General features: G+C 67.8%; 27 protein-coding genes. 7 read left to right on the forward strand and 20 right to left on the reverse strand.

The genetic code is table 11. The annotated features are described in order from the left end of the window. Positions 1–204 precede the first annotated feature (204 nt). Positions 205–1,227: a hypothetical protein gene (locus HV742_RS10650; protein ID WP_175145041.1), complete on the forward strand. Its 1,023-nt coding sequence runs from the start codon at positions 205–207 to the stop codon at positions 1,225–1,227. Positions 1,228–1,268: 41 nt separating this feature from the next. Here HV742_RS10650 and HV742_RS10655 read toward each other — a convergent pair whose 3' ends face one another. From HV742_RS10655 to HV742_RS10720, 14 genes are all read right to left on the reverse strand, one after another. After that, complete coding sequence (locus HV742_RS10655) at positions 1,269–1,886, reverse strand: nitrogen fixation protein NifQ (protein WP_175145043.1); 618 nt, start codon at positions 1,884–1,886, stop codon at positions 1,269–1,271. 143 nt (positions 1,887–2,029) lie between these two features. Continuing rightward, positions 2,030–2,455: a DUF3995 domain-containing protein gene (locus HV742_RS10660; protein WP_175145045.1), complete on the reverse strand. Its 426-nt coding sequence runs from the start codon at positions 2,453–2,455 to the stop codon at positions 2,030–2,032. 175 nt (positions 2,456–2,630) lie between these two features. Beyond that, a complete protein-coding gene (gene cyoD / locus HV742_RS10665) occupies positions 2,631–2,981 on the reverse strand; it encodes a cytochrome o ubiquinol oxidase subunit IV (RefSeq protein ID WP_006387442.1) in 351 nt (116 codons plus the stop codon). Beyond that, complete coding sequence (gene cyoC / locus HV742_RS10670) at positions 2,981–3,595, reverse strand: cytochrome o ubiquinol oxidase subunit III (protein WP_006387443.1); 615 nt, start codon at positions 3,593–3,595, stop codon at positions 2,981–2,983. The genes cyoD and cyoC overlap by 1 nt, the downstream gene beginning before the upstream one ends. 3 nt (positions 3,596–3,598) lie before the next feature. Beyond that, the gene (gene cyoB, locus HV742_RS10675) at positions 3,599–5,575 is read right to left on the reverse strand and encodes a cytochrome o ubiquinol oxidase subunit I (protein WP_020926575.1); all 1,977 of its coding nucleotides are present in this window, start codon (positions 5,573–5,575) and stop codon (positions 3,599–3,601) included. Continuing rightward, positions 5,575–6,486 carry a ubiquinol oxidase subunit II gene (gene cyoA / locus HV742_RS10680; protein WP_026384598.1) on the reverse strand — a complete coding sequence of 304 codons (912 nt, stop codon included), beginning with the start codon at positions 6,484–6,486 and terminating at the stop codon, positions 5,575–5,577. Before cyoA ends, cyoB begins: the two co-directional genes overlap by 1 nt. A gap of 258 nt (positions 6,487–6,744) precedes the next feature. Next, positions 6,745–7,299, reverse strand: a complete 555-nt coding sequence (locus HV742_RS10685) for a response regulator transcription factor (protein ID WP_372363313.1) — start codon at positions 7,297–7,299, stop codon at positions 6,745–6,747. A gap of 1 nt (position 7,300) precedes the next feature. Then, positions 7,301–8,503, reverse strand: coding sequence for an ATP-binding protein (locus tag HV742_RS10690; RefSeq protein ID WP_175145047.1), 1,203 nt, complete (start codon positions 8,501–8,503; stop codon positions 7,301–7,303). Between the two features lie 183 nt (positions 8,504–8,686). Next, positions 8,687–9,064, reverse strand: coding sequence for a DUF4148 domain-containing protein (locus HV742_RS10695; protein ID WP_049075760.1), 378 nt, complete (start codon positions 9,062–9,064; stop codon positions 8,687–8,689). Between the two features lie 263 nt (positions 9,065–9,327). After that, entirely contained in the window at positions 9,328–9,819 is a 492-nt protein-coding gene (locus HV742_RS10700) for a copper chaperone PCu(A)C (protein WP_059272451.1), read from the reverse strand. 28 nt (positions 9,820–9,847) lie between these two features. Next, positions 9,848–10,465 carry an SCO family protein gene (locus tag HV742_RS10705; protein WP_049075758.1) on the reverse strand — a complete coding sequence of 206 codons (618 nt, stop codon included), beginning with the start codon at positions 10,463–10,465 and terminating at the stop codon, positions 9,848–9,850. A 58-nt stretch (positions 10,466–10,523) separates the two neighbouring features. Further along, positions 10,524–10,958, reverse strand: coding sequence for a DUF2946 family protein (locus HV742_RS10710; protein WP_049075756.1), 435 nt, complete (start codon positions 10,956–10,958; stop codon positions 10,524–10,526). Between the two features lie 32 nt (positions 10,959–10,990). After that, positions 10,991–12,508: an acyl-CoA-binding protein gene (locus HV742_RS10715; protein ID WP_054415377.1), complete on the reverse strand. Its 1,518-nt coding sequence runs from the start codon at positions 12,506–12,508 to the stop codon at positions 10,991–10,993. Then, positions 12,498–13,787, reverse strand: coding sequence for an MASE1 domain-containing protein (locus HV742_RS10720; RefSeq protein WP_049075753.1), 1,290 nt, complete (start codon positions 13,785–13,787; stop codon positions 12,498–12,500). The genes HV742_RS10715 and HV742_RS10720 overlap by 11 nt, the downstream gene beginning before the upstream one ends. 210 nt (positions 13,788–13,997) lie before the next feature. Between HV742_RS10720 and HV742_RS10725 the strand changes: the two genes are divergently transcribed. Then, positions 13,998–14,741 (forward strand): peptidoglycan DD-metalloendopeptidase family protein, encoded by a 744-nt coding sequence (locus HV742_RS10725; protein WP_236747605.1) that lies wholly within the window; start codon positions 13,998–14,000, stop codon positions 14,739–14,741. A 377-nt stretch (positions 14,742–15,118) separates the two neighbouring features. Here the strand turns inward: HV742_RS10725 and HV742_RS10730 are convergent, their stop codons facing one another. From HV742_RS10730 to HV742_RS10740, 3 genes are all read right to left on the reverse strand, one after another. Then, positions 15,119–15,880, reverse strand: a complete 762-nt coding sequence (locus HV742_RS10730; RefSeq protein ID WP_063569129.1) for an amino acid ABC transporter ATP-binding protein — start codon at positions 15,878–15,880, stop codon at positions 15,119–15,121. Beyond that, the gene (locus HV742_RS10735; protein ID WP_049078048.1) at positions 15,877–16,557 is read right to left on the reverse strand and encodes an amino acid ABC transporter permease; all 681 of its coding nucleotides are present in this window, start codon (positions 16,555–16,557) and stop codon (positions 15,877–15,879) included. The genes HV742_RS10730 and HV742_RS10735 overlap by 4 nt, the downstream gene beginning before the upstream one ends. Positions 16,558–16,638: 81 nt before the next feature. Then, a complete protein-coding gene (locus tag HV742_RS10740) occupies positions 16,639–17,424 on the reverse strand; it encodes an amino acid ABC transporter substrate-binding protein (RefSeq protein WP_175145049.1) in 786 nt (261 codons plus the stop codon). A 192-nt stretch (positions 17,425–17,616) separates the two neighbouring features. Between HV742_RS10740 and HV742_RS10745 the strand changes: the two genes are divergently transcribed. Together HV742_RS10745 and trhA are read left to right on the forward strand one after the other, a co-directional pair. Next, positions 17,617–18,705 carry a P1 family peptidase gene (locus tag HV742_RS10745; protein WP_169536678.1) on the forward strand — a complete coding sequence of 363 codons (1,089 nt, stop codon included), beginning with the start codon at positions 17,617–17,619 and terminating at the stop codon, positions 18,703–18,705. A gap of 142 nt (positions 18,706–18,847) precedes the next feature. Next, on the forward strand, positions 18,848–19,471 hold the full coding sequence (gene trhA, locus HV742_RS10750) for a PAQR family membrane homeostasis protein TrhA (protein WP_059272446.1): 624 nt from the start codon (positions 18,848–18,850) through the stop codon (positions 19,469–19,471). A 10-nt stretch (positions 19,472–19,481) separates the two neighbouring features. On the opposite strand, the gene HV742_RS10755 is transcribed toward trhA, so the two are convergent. Continuing rightward, the gene (locus HV742_RS10755) at positions 19,482–19,955 is read right to left on the reverse strand and encodes an Lrp/AsnC family transcriptional regulator (RefSeq protein WP_006386706.1); all 474 of its coding nucleotides are present in this window, start codon (positions 19,953–19,955) and stop codon (positions 19,482–19,484) included. Between the two features lie 138 nt (positions 19,956–20,093). On the opposite strand from HV742_RS10755, the gene kynU reads away from it, so the two are divergent. Both kynU and HV742_RS10765 read left to right on the forward strand, forming a co-directional pair. Beyond that, complete coding sequence (kynU, locus tag HV742_RS10760; protein WP_175145051.1) at positions 20,094–21,344, forward strand: kynureninase; 1,251 nt, start codon at positions 20,094–20,096, stop codon at positions 21,342–21,344. Positions 21,345–21,402: 58 nt separating this feature from the next. Continuing rightward, positions 21,403–22,809 (forward strand): amino acid permease, encoded by a 1,407-nt coding sequence (locus HV742_RS10765; RefSeq protein ID WP_175145053.1) that lies wholly within the window; start codon positions 21,403–21,405, stop codon positions 22,807–22,809. Between the two features lie 104 nt (positions 22,810–22,913). Here HV742_RS10765 and HV742_RS10770 read toward each other — a convergent pair whose 3' ends face one another. Then, a complete protein-coding gene (locus tag HV742_RS10770; RefSeq protein ID WP_175145055.1) occupies positions 22,914–23,819 on the reverse strand; it encodes a LysR family transcriptional regulator in 906 nt (301 codons plus the stop codon). A 102-nt stretch (positions 23,820–23,921) separates the two neighbouring features. On the opposite strand from HV742_RS10770, the gene HV742_RS10775 reads away from it, so the two are divergent. Further along, positions 23,922–25,055: a threonine synthase gene (locus HV742_RS10775; protein ID WP_049078047.1), complete on the forward strand. Its 1,134-nt coding sequence runs from the start codon at positions 23,922–23,924 to the stop codon at positions 25,053–25,055. On the opposite strand, the gene HV742_RS10780 is transcribed toward HV742_RS10775, so the two are convergent. Further along, a complete protein-coding gene (locus tag HV742_RS10780; protein ID WP_175145057.1) occupies positions 25,027–25,947 on the reverse strand; it encodes a LysR substrate-binding domain-containing protein in 921 nt (306 codons plus the stop codon). The two genes, HV742_RS10775 and HV742_RS10780, sit on opposite strands and share 29 nt — an antisense overlap. Positions 25,948–25,975: the final 28 nt, after the last annotated feature.

Genomic DNA, 25,975 nt, shown 5'->3' on the forward strand with positions numbered 1-25,975 from the left:
ACGCGCTCAATGTCAAAAATGTCGGACGGTTTGCCGGGGCAACTATCGGGCGTTGCTCGATAGAACCGTTTCTTTTGGATCAGCCGGGAGCATTCATCGTGGCGGCAAAAAATAGGCGGATCCGCCTGGCTTGTAGGCGTACTCACCGCCTTTCTACTCCTGCCTGGGGCAGGTCACACGCAAGCTACGGGGCGTGGATGCAGGTTGCTCGATGGCGGCGGCATCGTAACGTTCAGCCTGCCGCCCTCGATCAGTTTCGCGCTCGATCACCAGTTCATTCCGGGCTTTCCCATTTACATCAGCAGTCCCTATGAATTCAGGTACCGTTGCACCAACAGTCCCAATTTAACGAGGCGGGCGGCCATCTCGATCCTGGGCGATTTCGGCCCGATCCGGCAAGCCTTGCGGGATGCATCGTTGAGCGTGGCGGTCGTCTATGACAGTCTTGAAAAGGGGATCTGGAATCCGGACCCCACGGCGGCAGCCTGTTCACCTTTTTTCAGCGTCGATGATCCGTATCAAGGCGACTCAGGGGAGCGCCTTGGGCGCATCTTCCTGCTCCTGTATGCCGAAAAATCCGTGACCCGCCCCTTGCGCGTGTTCCTGCCGCCCTCGTTCGCGTTCAAATTGATCGCTGACGAAACCGCCGGGGGCGATCCGGGCATCTTTCTCAATTCCACTGCCTCGCGCTTCCAGTTCATCCCCTCTTGCGTAGGCGCGGTCAACGTCGACAACACGGTCACCTTCGACACTGCCCTGACCACGGTCAACTACAACGGCAAGTTGCCGCAGGCCAAGCCGTTCAATGTAACGACCCGCATGAATAGTCCCGCCTGCCCGGGACTGGAGGGGTTGACCAGCCCGCCGTCCACCAACAACCCCCTGGACGAGTTGTATCTACGCACGGCGGTGGCGTTCTTGCCACAAAGCGGTGAGCGTACCGATCTTCTGGATCAGACGATCTATCTGAAGAATGCCGACGGCCAGGAAAACGGCCTGAAGCTGACCATCACCAATCAGGCCAATCAGACGGTTACGCTTGGCGCGCTTCCTGCCGATGACCACGGCACATTCCCCTGCCGCTACAACGGCAATCTAGGGGGGCTCCTGCATGGCGCCACGTTGTCGCAGACGCAGACGTATACCGCGCACCTGGAGCGAACCACCGCCGAATTGAAAGCCGGCAAGTTCAGCACCCAGGTGCTGGTCAAGGTGACCTGGTTCTGATCGGTCGCGCGCGAAGATTGCCTGACGCGGCGAGGTTCGGCTCAGGTCGTGGTGCCCGTGTCATAGCACCGCCCATGATCCTCGCAGTCCGCGCAGCCGGGCGCGGCGGCCAGGGGTAGGTCGGCATGCGCAAACGCGGCATAGGCCAGGAATTTCTTCCACCGCAGGTTTTGCGTATTGCGCGCCACCAGGCCGGGGTAGTGGCGGGTCAGCAGCGCGGTGACGTCCTCGCGGCCGCCCAGCCCCAGGTCGCGCCACAGGTGATCCGGGCGCAGGCAGGCGTGCGCCAGCACGCTGGTGACCCAGGGCGTGGTCGCGGCCGGTCCGCTGCAGGCGTCGAGCAGCATGCGCAGCAGGCGCGTGAAATCCGGCCGCGGGTTGGCCAGGCCGCGCGCCGCGTAGGCGAGCAATTGCGCCCGCAGGGCGGCAAGCGTCGCGTTTGAGCCTGCCTGCGCGTCGGGAAACAGGCTGGCGAGCACCCCGGCCAATTCGGCGGGAGCCAGGCCGGTGCGGGCCAGGTCGCCGTGCGCCAGGCTCTTGCCGATCACCGTGGCGAAAAAGCGCGCATCGGGCTGATCGGGCGACGCATGCGCCAACAGCGCACAGGCCAGGGCATCGATATCCCGGGCGGTGGGGGCGGCGATCAGGACGGCATCCATGGGCGGCTCGCGGTGCTAAGGTGAAAAATTCGTTATGAGCCGAAATATATAACGAATGGGGAAGAGAGGCGTCTGCGCCGCGTCAAACCTGCCGGGATCAAGGGCGCGGCCGTGCGCGGAAAGTGGGATGCGTCCGGGCGGCGTCAGGCCAGCCCGGGCCAGCTCGCCACTGCCACGCCCGCCGCCAACAGCAGGCACAGTGGCGAATAGACGCGGGTATCCAGGCGGGCGAAAGGGTCTTCGCCCTTGCGCTTGAAGAAACCGACGCAGCGAAAATCGCCGATGGCGCGCGCCAGCAGGCCCAGCGCCACGGCCATGCCCAGCCACGGCAGCCAGCGCTGGGGCGGCGCGGTCACCAGGCCGCCATTGGCGGCCGTGATCCAGGCGCAGCCGATCAGCGCCGCGGCCACGGCCAGCGTGCCCAGCGGCGACGGTCGGAACAGCGGTTGGCCATCCTGGATCGGCAGCGCCGCCCGGTGCGCCAGCCGCCCGCCGGCTGCCCAGTAGGCGTGCCACAGTCCGAGCACCACGAAGACGATGGCCGTGATGGCGGCGGCGATGGCTTGCATGCGGATTCCCGGGGGGCGATTCTGCGATGGCGCGAGTATGCCAAAGAAAGCAGCGCCGCGCTTCGTCAGGCCGCGGCCACGGCAGGGCGCAAAAAAAGCCGTCCCGATAGCGTGACGGCCTTCCAAAAAAACAGGCGCCTCGCGGCGCCTGTGTGTCGTCATTGGATGACGGGTCTTACATGGCGTGGCCCATGTTGACGTTCATGTTGTACAGCACCCAGGCCGAACCCCCGACGATGATGGCGATGATCATCACGGTGAAGACGAACGTGGCCAGGTTGTCGCGGGCCGATTTCGAAGCGCCCATGTGCAGGAAGTACACCAGCTGCACCAGCAGCTGGAGCACGCACAGCGCCACCACGCCGATGATGGTGATGGTGTGGGACAGCGCGCCGCTCATCACCAGGCCGAACGAGCCGAAGGTGAGCAGGAGCGAGAGCACGAAACCGATGATGTAGGACTTCAGGCTGCCGTGGTCGGCGGCGTGATCGTCGTGGCCGTGTGCGGCCGCAGCGGAGTGCGACATCAGAGGGCTCCCAGAAGATAGACGAAGGTGAAGACGCAGATCCAGACGATGTCCAGGAAGTGCCAGAACAGGCTCAGGCACGCCAGACGACGCTTGTTGATCGAGTCCAGGCCATGGCGGCGGATCATGTCGATCATGACGACGATCCAGATCAGGCCGAACGTCACGTGCAGGCCGTGCGTGCCGATCAGCGTGAAGAACGCCGACAGGTAGGCGCTGCGGCCGGGGCCCGCGCCTTCGGTGATCAGGTGATGGAATTCATAGACTTCCATCGCGATGAAGCCCGCGCCGAACAGGAACGTGACCATCAACCAGCCGATTGCGCGGCTCTTGTTGTTGGCGTGGACGTTCAGGTTGGCCATGCCGAAAGTGAAGCTCGAGAACAGCAGCAACAGGGTTTCGACCAGGACGAACTTCAGGTCGAAGAGTTCCTTGCCGGTGGGGCCGCCCGCGGTGGCGTTGGCCAGCACCGCGAACGTCGCGAACAGCACCGAAAAGATCAGCAAGTCGCTCATGAGGTAGACCCAGAAACCGAAAACGGTCTTGGATCCATCGTCATGGTGCGCGTGATCGTCGTGACCCGCGTGGGGGTGAGTGGCTACGGCTTGAATCATGGCTCAGGCGGCCTTCTGCATTTTTTCAAAGTGGGCGTTTTCGATGCGTTCGACTTCCGCGGCCGGGACCCAGTAGTCGACGTCGCGGTCATAGGCGCGGACGATGAACGAACCGATCATGCCGACGAAACCGACGATCGACAGCCACCAGATGTGCCAGATCAGGGCAAAGCACATGACCAGGCCGAACGCGCCGATGAAGACGCCGGCGGCGGTGTTCTTCGGCATGTGGATGTCTTCGTACTTGGCCGGGCGCTTGTAGGCCTTGCCGTTCTGCTTGTCTTCCCAGAACTGGTCCAGTTCATCGACGTGAGGAACGTGGGCGAAGTTGTAGAAAGGCGCGGGCGACGAGATCGACCATTCCAGGGTGCGGCCATCCCAGGGATCGCCGGTGATGTCCTGGTTCTGCTTGCGCTGGCGCACGGACACGAACACTTGCTGCAGCAGGAACCAGATGCCCAGCATGATCAGCGCGGCGCCGGCCAGGGCGACCAGCAGGTACGGCTGCCATTCGGGGTTGTCGTAGTGGTTCAGGCGACGCGTCATACCCTTGAAGCCCAGGATGTACAGGGGCATGAAGGCCAGGAAGAAGCCGACGAACCAGCAGTAGAACGAGTAGCGGCCCAGGCGTTCGTTCAGCTTGAAGCCGAAAGCCTTGGGGAACCAGTAGGTCATGCCGGCGATGCAACCGAACACCACGCCACCGATGATGGTGTTGTGGAAGTGGGCGATCAGGAACAGGCTGTTGTGCAGCACGAACGACACGCCGGGGATGGCCAGCATCACGCCGGTCATGCCACCGATGACGAACACCAGCATGAAGCCCAGCGTCCACAGCACCGGCGTGGTGATGCGCAGGCGGCCGCGGTAGATGGTGAACAGCCAGTTGAAGATCTTCGCGCCCGTCGGGATCGAGATGATCATCGTGGCGATGCCGAAGAACGCGTTGACGTTGGCCCCCGCGCCCATGGTGAAGAAGTGGTGCAGCCAGACCAGGAACGACAGCACGCCGATGGCGGCCGTGGCGTAGACCATGGACTTGTAGCCGAACAGGGTCTTGCGGGCGAACGTGGCGACCACTTCGGAGTACACGCCGAAGGCCGGCAGCACCAGGATGTAGACCTCGGGGTGGCCCCAGATCCAGATCAGGTTCACGTACATCATGACGTTGCCGCCCATGTCGTTCGTGAAGAAGTGCGTGCCCAGGTAGCGGTCCATCGTCAGCAGCGCCAGCGTGGCGGCCAGCACCGGGAAGGCGGCCACGATCAGGACGTTGGTGACCAGCGAGGTCCAGGTGAAGATCGGCATCTTCATCAGGGTCATGCCCGGCGCGCGCATGCGCAGGATGGTGACGATGAAGTTGATGCCGCTGAGTGTTGTTCCCAGCCCGGAGATCTGCAGCGCCCAGATGTAGTAATCCACCCCGACACTTGGGCTGTAGTCGAGCCCGGACAGCGGCGGATAGGCGAGCCAGCCGGTCGCGGCGAATTCACCGACGAACAGCGAGATCATCATCAGCGCGACGCCGGCGCCGAACAGCCAGAAGCTCAGCGAGTTCAGGAACGGGTAGGCCACGTCGCGGGCGCCGATCTGCAGCGGCACCACGATGTTCATCAGCCCGGTGATGAAGGGCATCGCCATGAAGAAAATCATGATGACGCCGTGGGCGGTGAAGATCTGGTCGTAGTGGTGCGGCGGCAGGAAGCCGGCGGAGTCGGCCGAGGCGACGGCCAACTGGGTACGCATCATGATGGCGTCGGCGAAGCCGCGCAGCAGCATGATCAGCGCGACGATGATGTACATCACGCCGATGCGCTTGTGGTCGACGGAGGTGAGCCATTCCGTCCAGAGGTACTTCCACTTGCGGAAGTAGGTGATGGCGCCGAAGACCGCTAGGCCTCCCAGGCACACGGCGGCCAGCGTGACCATGACGATGGGTTCATGGTACGGAATGGCCTCGAGGGTGAGTTTCCCGAGCATTATTGAGTCAATCCTGCGACAAGATTATTCGACGTGGGGGTGCACGTGGCGTCGTCGACGCCGGCCATCTTGGACATGGTGCTGCCCAGGATGTAGTCGAACATGGACGGCGGCACCGAGGCGTACTTGGCGACCGGGTTGTGTTCGCTGCGCTTGGTCAGTTCCTGGTACACCGCCGGGGTCAGCGCGGTGCCGGAAGCCTTGGCTTCCTTGACCCAGTTGTCGAAACCTTCCTGCGACGTGGCGATGGCCTTGAAGCGCATGCCGGAGAAGCCGGCGCCGCTGTAGTTGGCCGAGATGCCGGCGTAGGTGCCGGGTTCGCGCGCGTTCAGGTGCAGCTTGGTCTCCATGCCGGCCATCGAGTAGATCTGGCTGCCCAGCTGGGGGATGAAGAACGAGTTCATGACCGAGGCCGAGGTGATCCGGAAATTGACCGGGACGTCGACCGGGAAGGCGATCTCGTTGACCGTGGCGATGTCGTACTCGGGGTAGATGAACAGCCACTTCCAATCCAGCGACACCACCTCGATGGTGACCGGCTTGTGCTCGGAGACGAGCGGCTTGTAGGGATCGAGCGCGTGCGTGGAGCGCCAGGTGATCACGGCGAGGATCGCCACGATGATACATGGCACGGTCCAGACCACGACTTCGATCGCCGTGGAGTGGGCCCACTTGGGCTGGTAGTCGGCTTTGGTATTGGATGCGCGGTATTTCCAGGCAAACGTCAGGATCATGATGATGACCGGGATCACCACCAGGAGCATCAGACCGGTTGCCGTGAACAGCAGGGTCTTTTCCTGAGCGCCAATGTCTCCCTTGGGGGAGAGGATTTCCATGTTGCAGCCGCCAAGCAGCATGACCGCGCCGACGCCAAAAATGCGCGTAAGGGTCGCAAGGAGGGGGTGTTTCACGTACAGCCTTGGATGGAAGGTGGGAAATGCTGCGGAGCAGCAGACTGGAATGCTGCTAGGCAGCAACGTCCATCCTATCGGTTTGACCTGGGTCAAGCGTGCGACGAATGGTCGCATTGCCCAGCCGGCTTTTGCCCCCAAGGCCCCTGGTTAAGGGTTTTCCCAGGCGGGAGAGGGCTCCGCGGGGAAGGTGGGGGTGCGACGATATGTCGCACCCGCACAAAGCAGGATTGTTGCGATGTGTCGTATCCGCGCCAATCAGTCGACCAGGACCTCGCGTTCCGGCCCCGGTTTCTTGGCCAATTTGCGCTGCAGGGAGCGCCGGTGCATGCCCAGCAGGCGGGCGGCGGCCGAGACGTTGCCGCCGGTCTCGTGCAGGGCCTGGTGGATGTGTTCCCATTCTAGGCGGTGCAACGGCGTCATGGTGCTTTCGATGGTAACGGTTTCCGGCTTCACCAGGCCCAGGGTGCGCAGGATCATCGGCGCGGTGGCGGGCTTGGGCAGGTAGTCGTCGGCGCCGCGCTTGATGGCCTCGACCGCGGTGGCCACGCTGGCGTAGCCGGTGACCAGCAGGATGCGCATGTCGGCGCGCAGGGCTCGAAGGGGACGGATCAGGGTGAGGCCCGAATCCTCGCCCAGGCGCAGGTCGACCAGCGCGAAGGCGGGGCGGATCTCTTCGGCCACGCGCAGCGCCTCGGCGATGCCGGTGGCGGTTCGGGTTTCGAGGCCGCGGCGCGACAGGCTGCGCTGCAGGGTGCGCACGTAGAGCTCGTCGTCGTCGATCAGCAGGCCAAGATCGGTGGGATTCAACATATCAGGTCCCGGGAGTGCCGAGAGGCAAATAAAAACGGATGCGGGTGCCGCCGCCATCGGCCGCGGTCATGGTCATTTCGCCGCCCAGCTGCTCGACGGTGGCGTGCGACAGGGCCAGGCCGACGCCCAGGCCGCCGGGCTTGCCACTGTTGAACAGGCTGGTGGCCGGCAGTAGCGTGTGGTCGGGGTCGAAGCCGCCGCCATAGTCGCGCACTTCGCCGCGCAGGGCTCCATAACCGTATTCCAGGTGCAGGTCCACGCGCGGCTCGTTGGCGGCTTCGCCGGCATCGGCCGCGTTGTTCAGCAGGGCCTGCAGCAGGTGGGCGATGGCCGGATCGACCCGCAGGCTGGCGGGCAGCGTGCCCGACCGGCGCAGGTCGATGGTCGGCCGGATCAGGCGCCATTGCCCCACCACGCGCACCAGGTCCACGGCGGTTGGGACCGCCAGATTGCGAATCCGTTCCCGGCACAGGGCCAGCAGCTGGCTGAGCGTGGCGACGTCCTGCTTGAGGTCGGGCTCCTTGACCTCGGCGGCGATCTCGTCGGCCAGCAGGGTCATGGTGGCCAGCGGGGTGTTCAGTTCGTGCGCCATGGCGGCGGCGTGGGTGGCCAGGGCGACGATGCCCTCGTTGCGGGTGAAGCGCTCGCGCAGCCGCGCCAGTTCGCGCTCGCGCGCCCGCAGGTCGGCCGCCAGGCGGGTGGTGAACACCAGCACCACCACCACGGAAATCAGGAAGTTGGCGGCCAGGCCCCATAGCAGCAGGGTGTGGGTGTTGAGGTCGCCGCGCAGCGGCTGGCCGAAGATGGCGGCGGCGAAATAACCGGAGATGCCCGCCAGCGCCGCCGACAGCGCCCAGTTGCGCGGCAGCGCCAGCGCCGCCAGGGCGGTGAGGATCAGGAACATCATGCCGAACGGATTGCTCAGGCCGCCGCTCCAGCCCACCATCCAGGCCAGCACCGCCATGTCCACCAGCAAGTGGCCGAAAGCGGTGGCGTGGGACAGGTCGCGGCTGTGGCGCAGCCGCAGGCTGGCGTAGACGTTGAAGCCGATCAGCACGCCCACGCCGATCCACAGCGGCTCCAGCGGCAGGGCCAAGCCGAGCACGGCGCTGGCCACCAGGATGGTGGCGGCCTGGCCCGCGATGGCGAGCCAGCGCAGGCTGCAGAGGGTACGCAGGAAGGAAAAGGCGGAACTACCGGGCATATCCAGACACAGGGTTGCCGGTCTATCGCCGGCGGATCAGGCGCCCGGCTGCGCGGAACGCTGGCATCCGGGGCGGCGTGGGGCGCCGCGCTGCCGCCGGGCCCCGCGAGGCCGCCGGCGGCGGATGTGTGCTGGCATTGTATGAGGAATCAGGACGGACCGCAGGTTGCGGTGTGTCCCTTATTATTGAATGTCGGACCTGCCGCTGTGGGCCATGGGCATCGGCGGATAGCTTTCCTGGTCGGACGCCATCTGCCCTTGCATTTCGGCGGTCTGGAGTTCCTGTTCGACCTGGGCGCGGCTTTCCCCTGGGCCGGTGGCGGCGATGGCGGGCGGGTAGTCTTCCTGGCCGAAGGTGTATTGGCCATCGGCCTTGGACCGCGCCAGTTCCGCCGCGACCTGATCGGCGGTCTTGGCCGTCGGGGCGGGGTAGCTGACACGCCAGTCGCCGTACAGATCGCGCTTGTACTGGGCGGCCGGGGCCTGGGCCTGCTGGGCTTGCACGGTTGCGGCGGCGGTCAGGCCGGCGCAGAGCAACAAGGTGGCTGTCAATGTCTTCATGAAACGCTCCTGGCAATCAAAGCAAACGGCCTGAAGGCAGGCCGCGCCGTCGTCCCCGCTGCGGCTTGGGGGCGATTTCCTGGGATGCGGGCGATGCGCGCCGGAGCGTGGCGCGGCCGCGCTCCCGGCTTTTTCAATTCGACCGGGCGCGGGCCAAGGCGTTGCAGGAAACGTGGGTCGTCTTGCAAACAGCCATTTCAAGCTTGAAATACAGGTGTCAATCTGCTTGCGGGGATGTGGCCCCTGTATTTCACCGCAAGGCTTCAGTGCTTGTGTTCTCCGGCTGGCGCGGCCGCCGCCGACAGCGGGCGGGCCTCGGCCGTCACCGGCACGCGCCGTTGCTTGCCATCGGCGTCCTGCACCAGCAGCGTCAGCGCCACCGGGTCGCCCGCGGAGATCTGCCGGGCCAGGTCGATCAGCATGACGTGGTAGCCGCCCGGCTTGAGTTCCACCGGCTTGCCGGCGGGCAGGTCGATGGCGGACACCTGGCGCATCTTCATGACGTTGTCCTGCATCGCCATCTCGTGCACCTCGACGTGCCTGGCGGCGTCCGATTCGACGCCAACCAGGCGGGCGGCGGTCGGCGAGGTCAGGCGCATGAAGACGCCGGTGGCGTGTTGGCTGGGCACGGTGGCGCGGACCCAGGCGTCCTCCACCTTGAGCGAGGCGTCCTGGGCTACGGCGGGCGCGCCGGCCAGCGCCAGGGCGCCCAGGGCGAAGGCGGCGGCGAGGGATTTGAAGCGAGTCGTTTTCATCGGAAATTCCTTTTGTCTTGGCGTGGGGTCACAGCACGGTGCGCAGGTCGGCTGCGCATTCCTCGGCGCTTTGCTGGTGGCGCAGGGCCACGCGCAGCTTGCCTTCGGCGTCGATGACGTAGGTCAGGGCGGTGTGGTCCATGGTGTAGGACGAGCCGGTCGGCACCTTCTGGTAGAACACCTTGAACGATTGGGCGGCGGCGCGGGTCTGCTCGGCGTCGCCGCGCAGGCCGACGAACGCCGGGTCGAAGGCCTGCATGTAGGCCTGCAGGATCTCGGGCGTGTCGCGCTCCGGGTCCACGGTGATGAACAGCACCTGCAGCTTGGCGGCGTCGGCGCCCAGCAGGTTCTTGATCTCCAGCGCGCGGGTCAGCGCGGTGGGGCAGACGTCCGGGCATTGGGTGAAGCCGAAGAACAGCATCACGGTCTTGCCGCGATAGTCGGCCAGCTGGCGTTGCCGGCCTTCGGTGTCTTGTAGCTGGAAGTCGCCGGTGGGCATGCTGGACAGATCCATGCCGTTGATCTTGGGGGCGTCGGGCCCGCAGCCGGCCAGGGGCAGCAAGGCCAGGGCCGACAGCAGCCGGCGCCGGTCACGGTTGGGCGCCGACGGCGCGCCCAGGGGCGCGCGCGGGGGAAGGGAATGCATGAAAACCTCGTGGCTTGACGTTCGCGTGGGCGCGGCGGGGCCGCGCGTGAAGGCGGAGTCAGGCCAGGCGAGGCGGGGCGCGCGAGCCTAGCGGCGGCCCTTGGGCCGGTTGCACGGGCAGCGCGAGCGGGGCCGGCGCGGCCGGGGCGGGCCGGCCGCTGGCCAGCGCCAGCGGTGTGGTGGGCGAGGCGGGCGCGGGCGTGACGTGCGCCAGCAGGCCGAACGGACATTGCGCGCCGGTATCGGCATTGGAGTGGGCGCCGGCACCCGCGTCGCCCTTGCCGGCGGGCGAGAGCGCCAGCCGCAGCGTGGACAGGTCGCCGGCGGCCGAGCAGAAAGTGACCTCGATGCGGCCATCGTGCAGCGCGCGCGTGTCGGGCATGTAGCCCGCCGGCACCACCGCGCGCAGCAGCAGCGCCAGGAACGCCAGCCACAGCACGCCGCGGACGCGCACGGCGTCACGGGGGCGTGGAGGTCGGATCAAGGCGGACATGGGGCGATTGTAGGCCCTGTGGCCAGCGCGGTTCAGGTGTCGGGGTCCAGGCGCCGGATCAGGGCGATGTAGCGGCGCCGGGCCTGGTCAGCCGGCAGGCCGGCCAGCAGGCGCCAGGTGGTGTATTCGATCTGCTCGCGCACCGTGGCCGCGGCGGGGGGCTGGGCGGGGGCGTCGCCCTGCCGCGCCTGCCGCTCGTAGGCGTGCAGGCGGATGGCGACGCTGGTGGAGGGCGCCTGCGGCAAGGCCCGCAGTTCGATCACCGCGGCCTCGAATGCGTCCTCCAGTTCCGCGGCGGGGATGGCCAGCGTGGCCGGATCCATGGCGTCGCCTTCGGGCTCCAGGCCGCTGGCCACGGCCAGCCGCCGCCACAGCGCGTCTTCGGCGGCCGGGTCGGCGGCCTGCGAGGTGACCTTGACGATGCTGTTGTTGCGCAGGCGCAGCGTATGGGTGGAGGCGCCGCGGTGAATCGTGGCGCCGTCGCGCACCTGGAAGGTCAGCGGCACGGCGATGGCACGGCCAGCCAGCGCCGGCTGGCCGACGCTGTCGACCGTGAAGGTATTGCGCGAATAGTCCATCACGCGCGAGAACAGGTCGATCAGGCCGCCCCGGCCCTGGTAGGTGCCGCTCAGGGGGTTGTCGCCGTCTTCCTGCCAGACCACGTCTTCGGAGAACAATGGGAACAGCGCCTCGTACTGGCCCGACAGCAGCGCCTCGCGGTAGTGGCCGAGGATGCGCTCGATTTCGTCGCCGCTCATCGCGGCGGCGCGGCCCGGACGGGTGGTGTCGGGAGACTTGTCCATGAACCGCAGGATGTCGGCGGCGACCCGGTCGCGGTCGTTGTCCACGCAGATCATGTGGTAGCTGTTGTCCAGCAGCACCAGGCGGCTGTCGGCAATGGCGTCGTTCAGGAAATGGGCCGAGCGCACCGAGGTCAGTTCGTCCTCGTGCGCGTGGATGATCAGGCTGGGGCAGGTGATGGCGCTGAGCCCGCGCTGCACGAAGCGGCGCAGGCGGTCCACCTCGCGGATGCAGGCCAGCGGCACCCAGCGGTAGTGGAAATTCTCGCCGCGCTCGAACTTGGCCTTGACGATCGAACGGACCAGTTCATTCTTGATGCCGTAGGGCTCTTCCTCCTCGACCCGCATGCGCGCGGCCAGGCCGGGGATGCGATAGACCAGGTTGCGCAGGCCGCGATACCAGGGCGTGCTCCAGCCGTCGATGAAGACGGGCGCGGCCAGGCTCACCAGCTTGCCCTTGCGGTGCTCGACGCGCTTGCACAACTCCACCGCCAGCAGCGCGCCCAGGCACATGCCGACCACATGCAGCGTGTCGTGGCGTGCGGCCACTTCACGGTACTTGGCGGTGACGGCATCGATCCAGTCCTCGGCGCGCACCGGCAGCAGGTCCTCGGGCGTGGTGCCGTGGCCGGGCAGCGTCAGCGTGTGCGTCTCGATGCCGGCGCGCTTGAGGATCTTGTGCAGCGATCCCAGGTCGTACTGGGTCCCGCCCAAGCCGTGGATGAGCAGGGCGCCGGTGCTAGTGGACATCTGCCTGCTCGATTTCGCCCAGGCGCCACATGCCGGCGACGACGGCGACGCTGCCGTCGAAATCCTCCAGCGGCGAACCGCGGTCGCTGATCACGCGCCAGCCGCCGCCGGCGTGCGCGACACGGAACAGCAGCGGCGTGCGGTCTTGGGCGCCGGCGCGGCGCGCGGCCCAGTGCAGCGTCAGGCGCGCGCGGTCGTCCGGGTGGGCCAGGGCCAGCAGGGCGTCCAGGCTGGCAATGGCATTTGCCTGCACGCCCAGGGCGCCTTGCAGGTCGCCGGCCAGTTCGAGCGAGCCGTCGAACGGGTTGTAGCGGTACATCAGCTGGTGGCTGCCGGCCAGCGCCAGGTCGAAGCGGCCGCGCCACTGCTCGGCGTTTTCGAGTTCCTGCGCGCGGGCGGCGCGCAGCGTATTGACCAGCAGGATCAGCAGCGCGGTGACCACCAGGTAGACCTGGGTGGCCAGCAGCACGTGCCAATGGTCGTTGGCTTCGACGAACGGCCCTTCGCCCTGCGCGCTCTGGTACAGCGCCATCAGGGCCAGCGTGATGACGGCCAGGGTGCCGCCCGGCGCGCCCCATACCAGCGCGGTCAGCACCGCGAACACCAGCGGCAGATAGGTCAGTTCGAAGGTGACGACGTACGGCAGGTTCTTGATCATGTCGCCGTCGAAAGTCATGAAGGTCGACACGATCAGCGCGGCGTAGGCGATGACCCCCAGCACCAGGTCGCGCTTGCGCGGGCCGCCCGAGCGGCGCGGGCGGAAATGGGCCCATACCGTCAGGGCCGGCGCCACGATCAGGATGCCGGCCAGGTAGGCCGCGACCCAGGTGCGCAACCGCACCCAGGCATGCGCTTCCTGGGTCAGCCATAGCCAGCCGCCGCCCAGCAGCGCCGACAGGCCGGCGCCCGCCACCGCGCCGGCCAGCAGCGCCGCGACCAGGCCGAGTCCGCCCTCGCGCGGCGCCAGGCGCTGCACCGTCCAGGCCGCCAGCAAGCTGGACACGCTGGCGGTGATGGCGAACACCAGGGCGGTGGCGGGCTGGCCGCGCGTGAAGCTGGTCAGCACCAGTTGCGCGCAGAAGAAGGCGGCCAGCAGCAGCGGCCAGTTGCGGCGCTGGGTCAGCAGGTAGGCGCCCACCGCCACGCCGGGCGGCAGCCAGACGAACACGGCGTGGCTGACCGGATCGTTGAGCAGGCGCGAGAAGACGCCGCACAGCAGGTAGGGGATGGCCCACAGCAGGCAGTACAGGTTTCTTCGGGGCGCTTGGGGTGTTCCCATATCGTTCCTTGCAGACGCGGTAATCCATGGCGAGCGCGGCTCGCGGCGATCCGCGGGGTTATACAACACGGCCCGGCAGCGTCCGCGAAAGTTGCCGGCAGGCATACCGCCGTTCGAAAATCTTGGTACCCTTGGACGCAGTCGTGTCTCACTCCGTTCCAGGATTCAGTGCTCTCCTTGCCCGCCCAGACCCTGCCAGCCCCCGATTCCATTGCCGTTGCCGGGTTCGCCCGGGCTCGCCTGCCTGCCCGTGGCGTCATCCGGTCAGTCCGGCTGGCGCTGCTGGCCGCGTTGCTGGCGTTGCTGGCGGCGTGCGGCACGACCAAGGTCCAGCCCGGCTATTACCGGGTGCAGTCGGGCGACACGCTGACGCAGATCGCGCGCAAGCAAGGCACCAGCGTATCCAACCTGGCGCGCTGGAACAACCTGTCGAACACCAATGCGATCGAGGTGGGCCAGATGTTGCGGGTGGCGCCGCCGGCCGGCCAGGCCAGCACTTCCGCGCCTGCCACCTCGCGGCCCAAGGCCTCGGGCGGCTCGCGCGCGCCCGCCGCCAGCATGGGCAAGCGCCGCACCGCGCCGCCGGGGGCGATTTCCCTGGTGTGGCCGGCGCAGGGCAAGGTGACCCGCGGCTACGACGGTTCGGGGTCGAACGGCATCGTCATTTCCAATGCCACAGGCACGCCGGTGGTGGCGGCGGCGGCGGGCACCGTTGCCTATTCCGGCAGCGGCCTGCGCGGCTATGGGCATCTGGTGATCGTCAAGCATAACGCCAGCTTCCTCAGCATCTATGCCCACAACAGCAAGCTGCTGGTCAAGGAAGGCCAGCGCGTGAGCCAGGGGCAGAAAATCGCCGAAATGGGCAATAGCGACAGCAAGCAGGTGGGACTGTACTTCGAATTGCGCTACGACGGCCAGGCGGTCGACCCGGCCGGGTCGTTGCCCGGGAAGTAGGGGAGCCCCCACGCGGCGCGCGCTTTGCGCGCTTGCTGCCCCCCGAGGGGGCTGCCCGGCCTTCGGGCGGCCGGGCGGCCGGGCGGCTATTTTTTTGTGGCGGTGTTGTAAGGGGGCGGGCGCGCGCGATCGGGCTTGGCGCCTCCGAGGGGGCTGCCCGGGCTTCCGGCCGCCGGGCGGCTATTTTTTTGTGGCAGTGTTGTAAGGGGGCGGGCACGCGCGAGCGGGCTTGGCGCCTCCGAGGGGGGCTGCCCAGGCTTCGGGCGGCTGAGCGGCCGGGCGGTTTTTTTTTGTGGCGGTGTTGTAAAGGGCGGGCGTGCTCGATGGGGGCTTGGCGCCTCCATGGGAGGACTGCCCGGCCTTCGCCGGGCGCCGCCTCAGCCGATCTGGCCGGCGTCCTGCGTCAGCGTCGAGATGAATGTCGCGGTGCGCGGGTCGCGCGGGCGGGTGAAGAGGTCGCGCGAGGCGCCGGCTTCGACCACGTTGCCATCGAGCAGGAACACCGCTTCACGCGAGACGCTGGCGGCCAGGCGCAGGTCGTGCGTGGCCATGAGCATGGTCATGCCTTCGGCGGCCAGCTGGCGCAGCACGTCCACCACCTCGGCCGCCAGGCCGGGGTCGAGCGCCGAGGTCGGCTCGTCGCACAGCAGCACGCGGGGAGCGGGCGCCAGGGCGCGGGCGATCGCCACGCGCTGCTGCTGGCCGCCCGACAGATTGGCCGGCCAGGCCTCGGCCTTGTCCAGCATGTTGACCTTGCGCAGCAGCTCCTCGGCGCGGGCGCGGGCGCGGTCGGCCGGCCATTTCTGCACCGTCACCAATCCCTCCATCACGTTGCCGATGACGGTCTGGTGCGGAAACAGCTGGAAGTTCTGGAACACCATGCCGGTCTGCATGCGCACCCGCTGCACCTGGTCGCGCGAAAGCTTTTCGCCGGGCTCGAACTCGATCCGCTCGGGGCCGATCTCAAGCGTGCCGCGGTCGGGCACTTCCAGCAGGTTGACGCAGCGCAGCAGGGTGCTCTTGCCGCTGCCGGACGGGCCGATCAGGGCGGTGACGCTGCCTTCGGCGATGGCCACGTCGACCTGCTTGAGCACCAGGTTGCCGCCAAAGGACTTTTCGATCTTTTCCAGGCGGATCATCGGTTTTTCTCGGAAAACACCGCGTGCTGGCCGAAGCGCCGTTCCAGGCGCACCTGGGCGGCGGACAGCACCGAGCTGAACACCAGGTAGATCAGCGCGGCCTCGGTGTACAGGATCAGCGGTTCGTACGTGACGGCGGCGATGCGCTGGGCCGCCTGGAAGATCTCGGGCACCGTCAGCACGGCGGCCAGCGAGGTGTCCTTGACCAGCGCGATGAAGGAGTTCGACAGCGGCGGCACGGCCACCCGCGCGGCTTGCGGCAGCACGGTGCGGCGCAGCGCCTGGGCGCGCGTCATGCTCAGCGAATAGGCCGCTTCCCACTGGCCCTTGGAGATCGACTCGATGGCGCCGCGGATCACTTCGGAGTTGTAGGCGCCGACGTTCAGGGTGAAGCCGATCAGCGCGGCCGGCAGCGGGTCGAGCACCACGCCGACGCTGGGCAGGCCGTAGAAGATCACGAACAGCTGCACCAGCAGCGGCGTGCCGCGGATCAGCCAGACGTAGAAACGCACCAGCGCCACCAGCGGCGCCGGCCCGAACAGCCGGATCAGCGCCACCACGAAGGCCAGCGCCAGCCCCAGCGCGAACGACATCAATGTCAGCGGGACGGTGAACACCAGGCCGGCGTGCAGCAAGGGCCAGAACGAGTCGGCCATCAACTGCACCCAGGCCGGCACCGCCAGGGTGTCGACCTGGGACAGAACCCAGTCGGGCAGGACGTTGTGCAGCCAGGCGGGGAGCGTCATGGAGCGGGCCGCTTATTGCTGCGCCGACAGGTCCGTGCCGAAGTACTTGACCGAGATGGTCTTGTAGGTGCCGTCGGCCTTGATATCGGCCAGCGCCTTGTTGATGGCGGCCACCAGTTCGGGATTGTTCTTGCGCAGCAGCACGCCGGAGTTGCTGAATTCGGCGGCCTTGTCGGTGGCGGCGATCTTGACCTTGGCGTTGGGCTTCTGCTTCTTGAAGTCCAGGAACGACAGGTTGTCGTTGACGGTGGCCTCGACGCGGCCCGAGGTCAGCAGGTCGATGGCTTCGTTGAAGCCCTGCACCGCGACCACTTCCGCGCCATGGCTCTGCGCCAGCTTGCCGAAGTTGCTGGTGAGCGTGTTGGCGGACTTTTTGCCCTTCAGATCGGCGAACGACTTGATGGTGGTGTTGTCGTCGCGCACGATCAGCACGGCGGCCGACGAGATGTAGGGATCGGAGAAATCGTACTTGGCGCGGCGCGCGTCGGTGATGCCGACCTGGTTGATGACGGCGTCGTAGCGCTTGGCGTCGAGCCCGGCGATCAGGCCGTCCCACTTGCCTTCGACGAATTCGGCCTTGACGCCCAGGCGCTGGGCAATGGCGCGCCCAATGTCGACGTCAAAACCGGTAAGCTGGCCGGAGGCGTCGTGGAAGGTGAAGGGAGCGTAGGTGCCTTCGGTGCCGATCTTGAACACGCCGGCGGACTTGATCTGGTCCAGCCCCGACTGGGCGTGGGCGGTGGACAGGGCGGCGACCTGGACCAGGCCGGCGATGAACAACGAGCGCAAGAGTTTCATGGCAATGCTCCACGGATGAGGGATCACTGCGAAAGGCCCGCGCGGATCGCGCCGCCTTCCGGTGTAGCCGCACTCTAACAACGCGTCTATTTTTCCACAAAGCATAAGGAATAGTAAAAATATAGCGGCAAGTCATATGCGGTATTCGCGCCCCGGGCCGCCCGGCCCGGGGTTCATCCAGGCGGTATCCAGATGGAGACAGGCGTGCAACAACAGTGGAACAGGCGGGCTTTCATGATGGCGGCGGCGGGTGTCGCGGCGTCCGCAAGTGTCATGCCGGCGCACGGCGCCAACGGCCTGCGCCGGGTGCCCGGCGGCGGCAGCATCACCGACGTGGCCGGCCTCAAGGTCGGGCACTACACCGACACGCGGCGGCCGACCGGCTGCACGGTCATCATCGCCGAAGCGGGCGCCACCGGCGGCGTGGACGTGCGCGGCGCGGCGCCGGGCACGCGCGAGACGGACCTGCTCAATCCCGTCAACATGGTGGAAAAAGTGCATGCGGTGATGCTGGCCGGCGGCAGCGCCTTCGGCCTGGAGGCGGCCACCGGCGTCATGCGCTACCTGGAAGAACGCAAGATCGGCTTCGACGTGGGCGTGGCGCACGTGCCGATCGTGCCGGCCGCCATCCTGTTCGACCTGGGCGTGGGCGACGCCTCGATCCGGCCCGATGCCGCGGCCGGCTACCAGGCCTGCAAGGCGGCCAGCGCCAAGCCGCCGCAGGAGGGCAACGTTGGCGCCGGCGCCGGGGCGACGGTCGGCAAGCTGTACGGCGCCAAGCGCGCCATGAAGGGCGGCCTGGGCAGCGCCTCGCTGACCGTGGCGGGCGTCACGGTGGGCGCGATCGTCGCGGTCAATGCGGTGGGCGATGTGGTCGATCCGGCCACCGGCCACGTGCTGGCCGGCGCCCGCACCGCCGACGGCAAGATGTTGCTGGACACACGCGCGGCGATCCTGGCCGGCGACCTGCCGACCTCGATGCGCGAAGGCGCGGCCACCACCATCGGCCTGGTGGCGACCGACGTCAAGCTGACCAAGGCGCAGGCGCAGAAGATGGCGCAGACCGCGCACGACGGCCTGGCCCGCACCATCAACCCGATCCACACCATGCTCGACGGCGACACCGTGTTCGCGCTGGGCACGGGCGTCTCCAACAAGCCCGCCAACATGATGCTGCTGGGCGTGATGGCGGCCGAGGCGATGGCGATCGCCGTGCAGCGCGCCATCCTGGCGGCGCGTGCGCTGGAAGGCTATCCGGCGGCGGTGGATTTCATCGCCTGAGCGGCGCTTTCTTCCGGGTAATGGCGCGCCTGCGGGCAGGAACGCCATTTGCTGCCACCCCGTGTTCGTGCTGACCCCAAGCTGTCATATCGCGCCGGCATGATGGAAAGCGTCGGCGCACCGCCTGCGCGGGAGGGATGGCATGTACGAAGGAGAGCGCTTCAACGGAGCCACGCACCTGGCCGGCCTGGCCATGGCGGTGGCTGCTTCCGGGGCCCTGATCGCGCGGGCCGCTGAATTGAAAGTCGAGTGGCGCCAGACCGTGGCCTGCGCCGTGTTCGCGGCATCCATGATCGCCGTCTATGCCTCCTCGGTGCTGTATCACTGCTCGCGCGGACGCCGCAAGGCGCTGTGGGCCAAGGCCGACCACTGCGCCATCTACCTGCTGATCGCCGGCACCTACACGCCGCTGGCGTTCGTGCCGCCTGAACTGGGCTGGGGCGCCGCCATGGCGGTGGCGATCTGGCTGCTGGCGCTGTACGGCATCGGCCGCGAACTGTGGTGGGCGCGCGGGGCCGCGCCAGCCTTGCCGCTCTATCTGGCGATGGGCTGGCTGGGCGTGATGTGCGCGGCGCCCATCGCCGGCGCGCTGTCGGGCGCCGGGCTGGCCTGGCTGCTGGCCGGGGCCGCGCTCTATACGGTGGGCACGGTGTTCTACGCCAACGACAAGCGCTGGCGCCATGCCCACGGCATCTGGCATCTGTTCGTCATGGGCGGATCGGCCTGCCACTTCGTCACGGTGTTCGGCTTCCTGCGCCACGCCTGACGCGGGGCCGTCAGCGCCACGCCGCCAGCGGCAGCATGCCGCCGCGGTTCTTCACTTTCCGCATGACGATATGCGAACACAGGTCGCGCACGCCCGCGATCTTGCTGAGCTTGTCTTCCACGAACTGCGAGAAGGCCGCCAGGTTGCGGGTGCGCACCGTCAGGATGTAGTTGGAGGCGCCGGTGACGATGCTGGCCTCGGTGATCTCGTCATACAGGGCGATGCCGGCCAGGAATTCCTCGTGCCAGCCGGGCCGCGACTGATCCAGGGACACGTGCACGATGGCTTCCAGCTCGAACCCCAGCCGCTCGGCGTCGAGCACGGCGCGGTAGCCGCGCACGAAGCCGCCTTCCTCCAGCGCCCGCACCCGCCGCAGGCAGGCCGAGGGCGACAGGGCCACCTGCTCGGCCAAATCCTGGTTGCTGAGCTGGCTGTTCTCCTGCAGGCGGTAGAGAATGCGGTGGTCGATGGCGTCCAATTGCATGGTGCAATCCAATTCGAAAAAATGGTCTACAGCGCAATTTAATGCGAAATCCTAGGGTAAGCCACGCCTCGTTTTGCAAGTATTCGGCTTGGTCGCGCTGATAGTATGTAGCCAGCATATTGCCCGAAGGAGCTGTGAATGAACACCCGCGAAGCCTGCGTCGCCGCCGACCGGCAGGACCCCCTTGCGCCGCTGAAGGCGCGTTTCGACCTGCCGCCCGGCGTGCTCTATATGGATGGCAACTCGCTGGGCGTGATGCCGCGCGCCGCCGCCGCGCGCGCCGCCGAGGTCATCACCCAGGAATGGGGCACTGGCCTGATCCGCAGCTGGAACACCGCCGGCTGGTTCGAACTGCCGTCGCGGCTGGGCGACAAGCTGGCCGGCCTGCTCGGCGCGAAAGCGGGCGAACTGGTCATCACCGACACCACCTCGCTGAACATCTTCAAGGCGCTGGCGGCCAGCCTGCGCATCCAGCAGAAGCGCCAGCCCAAGCGCCGCGTGATCCTGTCCGAACGCGACAACTTTCCCACCGACCTGTACATGATCCAGGGCTTGATCGACCTGCTGCAGCAGGGCTACGAGATGCGCCTGATCGACGACGAGCTGCCGCTGGACCGGGCGCTGGACGAGGACGTGGCGGTGGTGCTGCTGTCGCACGTCAACTACCGCAGCGGGCAGATGCACGACATGGCCGCGGTCACGCGCCAGGCGCACGAGCGCGGCGCGCTGGTCATCTGGGACCTGGCGCACGCCGCCGGCGCGGTGCCGGTGGACCTGAATGGCGCCGACGCCGACTACGCCGTGGGCTGCACCTATAAATACCTGAACGGCGGCCCGGGCTCGCCGGCCTTCATCTGGGTGGCGCCGCGCCACATTCCCGATTTCTGGCAGCCGCTGTCGGGCTGGTGGGGTCACCAGCGTCCGTTCGACATGACGGTCGCCTACGAGCCGGCCGGCGGCATCCGCCGCTACCTGTGCGGCACCCAGCCGATCGTGTCGCTGGCCATGGTCGAATGCGGCCTGGACGTGGCGCGCGAGGCCGACATGGCCGAGGTGCGCAGGAAGTCGCTGGCGCTGGGCGACCTGTTCATCGCCCTGGTCGAGGAACGCTGCGCCGGCCATCCGCTGACGCTGGTGACGCCGCGCGACCATGCCCAGCGCGGCAGCCACGTGAGCCTGCGCCACCCGAACGGCTACGAGGTCATGCAGGCGCTGATCGCGCGCGGTCTGATTGGTGACTACCGCGAGCCCGAGGTGCTGCGTTTCGGCCTGACGCCGCTGTACTTCGGCTACGCCGACGTCTGGGACGCGGTCGAGATCCTGAAAGACGTGCTCGACAGCAAGGCCTGGGACAAGCCCGAGTTCAAGCAGCGTTCGGCCGTGACCTGACCTGCCGCGCACCGGCCCGAGCGACATCCAGCAAGAGAGCGCAGTACCGGAGGAGACAATGACACAACAACAAGGATTCGGCAGGATCGCCGAACGCGAGCAGGGGCTCAAGCGCCGCCTGACGTCCGGCCAGATGAGCATGATCGCGATCGGCGGGGCCATCGGCACCGGCCTGTTCCTGGGCAGCAAGTTCGCGATCGGCTTCGCCGGCCCCAGCGTCATCATCAGCTACGCCATCGGCGGACTCATCACGCTGCTGCTGATGGGCTGCCTGGCCGAGATGACGGTGGCGCATTCCACCTCGGGCTCGTTCGGCGCCTACGCCGAGCACTACATCGGCCCGCTGGCCGGCTTCCTGGTGCGCTACGCGTACTGGTCGTGCGTGGTGCTGGCGGTGGGCACCGAGGTCACCGCGGTGGCCGAGTACATGAAGTTCTGGTTCCCGTCGGTGCCCGGCTGGCAATGGGTCTGCCTGTTCTCGGCGGCGCTGATCTTCATCAACGCCATGAGCGTGAAGGCGTTCGGCACCATCGAGTACTGGTTCTCGACCATCAAGATCAGCGCCATCGTGGCGTTCATCATCCTGGGCGCCTACGTGGTCTGGGGCAATCCGCAATACGGCGCGGCGCAGTACACGGCGCACGGCGGCTTCTTCCCCAACGGCGTGTGGGGCATGTGGATCGCGGTGGTCATCTCGATCTTCAGCTACCTGAGCGTGGAGATGATCGCGGTGGCGGCGGGCGAGGCCGAGGCCCCCGAGCGCGCGGTGAAGAAGGCGTTCCGCGCCACCATCGTGCGGCTGGTGGTGTTCTACCTGCTGACGCTGGCGTTGATCCTGGCCATCGTGCCGTGGGACCAGGCCGGCAAGGGCGGCAGCCCGTTCGTGACGGTGATGGAAGCGGTGCAGGTGCCGTACGCGGCCGGCGTCATCAACTTCATCGTGCTGGTGGCGGCGCTGTCGGCCATGAACAGCCAGCTGTACATCACCACCCGCATGATGTTCAGCCTGTCGCGCGCCGGCCACGCGCCGGCGGCGCTGGGCAGGCTGACGCGCAGCGGCACGCCGCTGAACGCGCTGCTGCTGTCGACCAGCGGCATCGCCATCGCCACCGTGCTGAACGTGCTGTATCCGGAGACCTCGTTCACGCTGATGATGGCGATCTCGATGTTCGGCGCGCTGTTCACGTGGATGATGATCTTCGTCACGCACTACTTCTTCCGCCGCCGCTGGGCGCGCGAGGGCGGCGCGGCGCTGTCGTTCCGCATGCCGGGCTTTCCGCTGCTGACGCTGCTGGGCGCGGGCGCCATGCTGGCGATCCTGGTCACGACCTACTTCACCGGCGTGTTCAAGATGACGCTGGTGTTCGGCGTGCCGTTCCTGCTGGTGCTGGCGGCGCTGTATCTGCTGCTGTTCCGCAAGTCCGCCGAGGCGGTGGTGTTGCAGGCGCGGCAGCAGCGGTCCTAGCGGCCGCGCCCATCGGATGCGCGTGGCGTGGTGGCTGGCGGATGGCCGACAGCGGTCCCCACGCCGTGGCCCGACGGCGTGCTTCCGATAGGGCGGGCCGCGTTTCAGCCGGCGCCCGCGGCCTGGCGGATCGCCGCCAGCATGGCGCGGGCGCGCGCCGGCAACGAGCGCGATCCATACACCGCATGCATCTGCGGGGCCACGCCGCGCGCCGAGGTAGCGGTGTAGCCGGGGCAGACCCGCACCAGCGTGCCGCGGGCGATTTCCGGCGCGGCCGCCCAGTCGGCCAGCCGCGCGATGCCCACGCCCTGCAACGCCAGCGCCATCAGGCCGCTGCTGGTGCTGACCCGCACCGCCGGCTCGGCGTGCATGCGCACGATGCGCTTGTCGCGCCGCAGGTGCCAATCCTTCAATACGCGCGGACCGGTATGCATGATGAGCCGGTGCCGCGCCAGTTCCTCGGGTTCGCGCGGCAGGCCCATGCATGCCACGTAGTCCGGGCTGGCGCACAACAGCCGCTCGTAGGGCCACAGGCGCGCGCCCAGCAGATCGCTGGACGCCGGGAAGCCGCCGCGGATGGCGAAATCCAGGCCCTCGGCGATCGGGTCGATTGCCTTGTCGGTGTAGTGGATGTCCACCGTGACGCCCGGATGCTGGGCCGCGTAGCGGCGCAGCACGGCCGGTAGCAGGGTCACGCCCAGCAAGTCGGGCGCGGAGAAGCGCAGGCGGCCCTGGTCGCCTTGCTGGGCGTCGTGCAAGGCCTCGCGCGCCTGGCTTTCCAGGCGCAGCAGCTCGCGCGCGTATTCGAAGTAGCTTTCGCCTTGCGGCGTCAGCGCCACGCTGCTCTTGCTGCGCAACAGCAGCTGCGCGCCGACCTGGCGCTCCAGGGCCTGCACCGCGCGCGTGACGGCGCTGGGCGAGGCGCCCAGCGCGCGCGCCGCCAGCACGAAGCTCTGGCGTTCCGCGACGGCGCAGAACACCTGGTATTCCCATAGGGCGCCACGTTCCATGGCGATTCTCCATTGCAATTATCGCAACATGATATTGCAACGAGGACCGCCTGGGCGGACCTAGACTGCGGCCCTTCCCGACTCTTCGCCAGGTTGACCGCCATGCACGACCCCCACTATTTCGACCCCCTCACCGGCGCGCGCCATGCGCTGGACGAGGCCCGCTGGTGTTCCGATGCGCGCACGCCGCTGATGATCTCGCCGCTGCCGGGCATCTCGCCCGACGACATCGACCGCCGCGAACGCTCGCTGTGGCGCTACCGGGCCGCGCTGCCCGGCGCCGTGACGCGCCCGGTATCGATGGGCGAGGGTTGCACGCCGATGGTGGAGCGCGCCTGGGGCTGGCTGCGGCCGCATTTCAAGCTGGAATGGTTCAACCCCACCTGCAGCTTCAAGGACCGTGGCGCCGCGGTAATGCTGTCGTGGCTGCGCCAGATCGGCATCGGCGCCATCGCCGAGGACAGTTCGGGCAATGGCGGCGCCGCCATCGCGGCGTACGGCGCGGCGGCGGGCATGGGCGTCACGATCTTCGCGCCGGCCTACACGTCCAGCGCCAAGGTGGCGCAGATCCGCGCGTTCGGCGCCAACGTGCAACTGGTGCAGGGGCCGCGCGAGAACGCCGAAACCGCCGCGATCGAGGCCGCCGCGCGGATCTTCTATGCCAGCCACAACTGGCAGCCGTTTTTCCTGCAGGGCACCAAGTCCATCGCCTACGAGATGTGGGAGGACTTCGGTTTCCAGGCGCCGGACAACGTGGTGATTCCGGCGGGCGCGGGCAGCAACGTGCTGGGCTGCGCCATCGGCTTTGCCGAGCTGCTGGCGGCCGGGCAGATCAAGCGCCTGCCGCGCCTGTTCGTGGCCCAGCCGCTGAACTGCTCGCCGCTGGACGCCAGCTTCCAGGCTGGCGTCGACACGCCGGTGGCGCGCGACGTGCTGCCGACCGTGGCCGAGGGCACCGCGATCAGGCAGCCGGTGCGCCTGCGCGAAGTGCTGCAGGCGATCCGCGCCAGCGGCGGCCAGACGGTGGCCGTGCCGGAGGCGGACATCATCGCCGCGGTGCGCAAGCTGGCGGCGATGGGGCTCTATGCCGAGCCCACCAGCGCCAGCGCCGCGGCGGCGCTGGACAGGCTGCGGGCGCGCGGCGCCATCCGCGATGCCGAGCGCACGGTGGTGCTGCTGACCGGCACCGGCATCAAGGCCACGCAGTTCATGACGGATCTGTACGCGGCGGCGTGACCGCCGCCGCGTCCGCCAGTAGATGGTCGAGCAGGCGGCGGGCGCGGGCGCTGAGGGTATCGCGCGATGGCACGCACAGCAGCAGCTCGCGCACGGCCCAGGCGTCGGACAGCGCCACCGGCGTCACCCTGAGCAGCTGGCGCATGCTGTTGGCCGTGGTTTCGGGCACGATGCCCACGCCCACGCCGGCCTCGACCAGCCGGCACATGGCGTCGAAGCTGCGCAACTGCACCCGCAGCTTGATGGGCTTGCCGACCACCAGCGCCTGCCGCGCCAGGAAGCGTTGCAGCGCGCTGCTGCGGTCGAGCCCGACGAAGTCCTCGTCCAGCACGTCGCGGAACGCGACCTCGGCCCGGTCCGCCAGCGCGTGGCCGGCCGGCACGATCAGCACGAAGCGGTCGGCGCGGTAGGCGTGGGTCTGCAGGGCGCCGGTGTCGACCGTGCCGGCGACGATGCCGATATCGGCAGAGCCGTCGGCGATGCACTCGACGATCTCGTCGCTCAGCATTTCCTGCAATTCGACGTTGATGCGCGGATGCGCCGCCAGGAAGCCGCTGAGCGCTTCGGGCAGGAAGGCGGTCAGCGCGTTGGTATTGGACAGCAGGCGCACCGAGCCGCCGAATTCGCCGGAGAAATCGGCCAGGTCGTCGCGCAGGCGGTCGGCCTGGGCCAGCATGACGCGGGCATGGGCGGCCAGCTTCAGGCCGGCCGGGGTGGGAATGACGCCCTGGCGGCGGCGCTCCAGCAGCGGCGCGCCGAGCGAGGCTTCGAGGTTGCGGATGCGGGCGCTGGCGGCGGCCAACGCCAGGTTGGCGCGGGCGGCGCCGTGGGTGATGCTGCCTGCCTGCACCACGTGCAGGAACAGCGCCAGGTCGGTCAGGTCGAAACGCATGGCGGCGAGCCTACGCGAGGCGCGCAGG

This window comes from Achromobacter ruhlandii (assembly GCF_902859695.1).
GTDB classification, from domain to species: domain Bacteria; phylum Pseudomonadota; class Gammaproteobacteria; order Burkholderiales; family Burkholderiaceae_B; genus Achromobacter; species Achromobacter ruhlandii.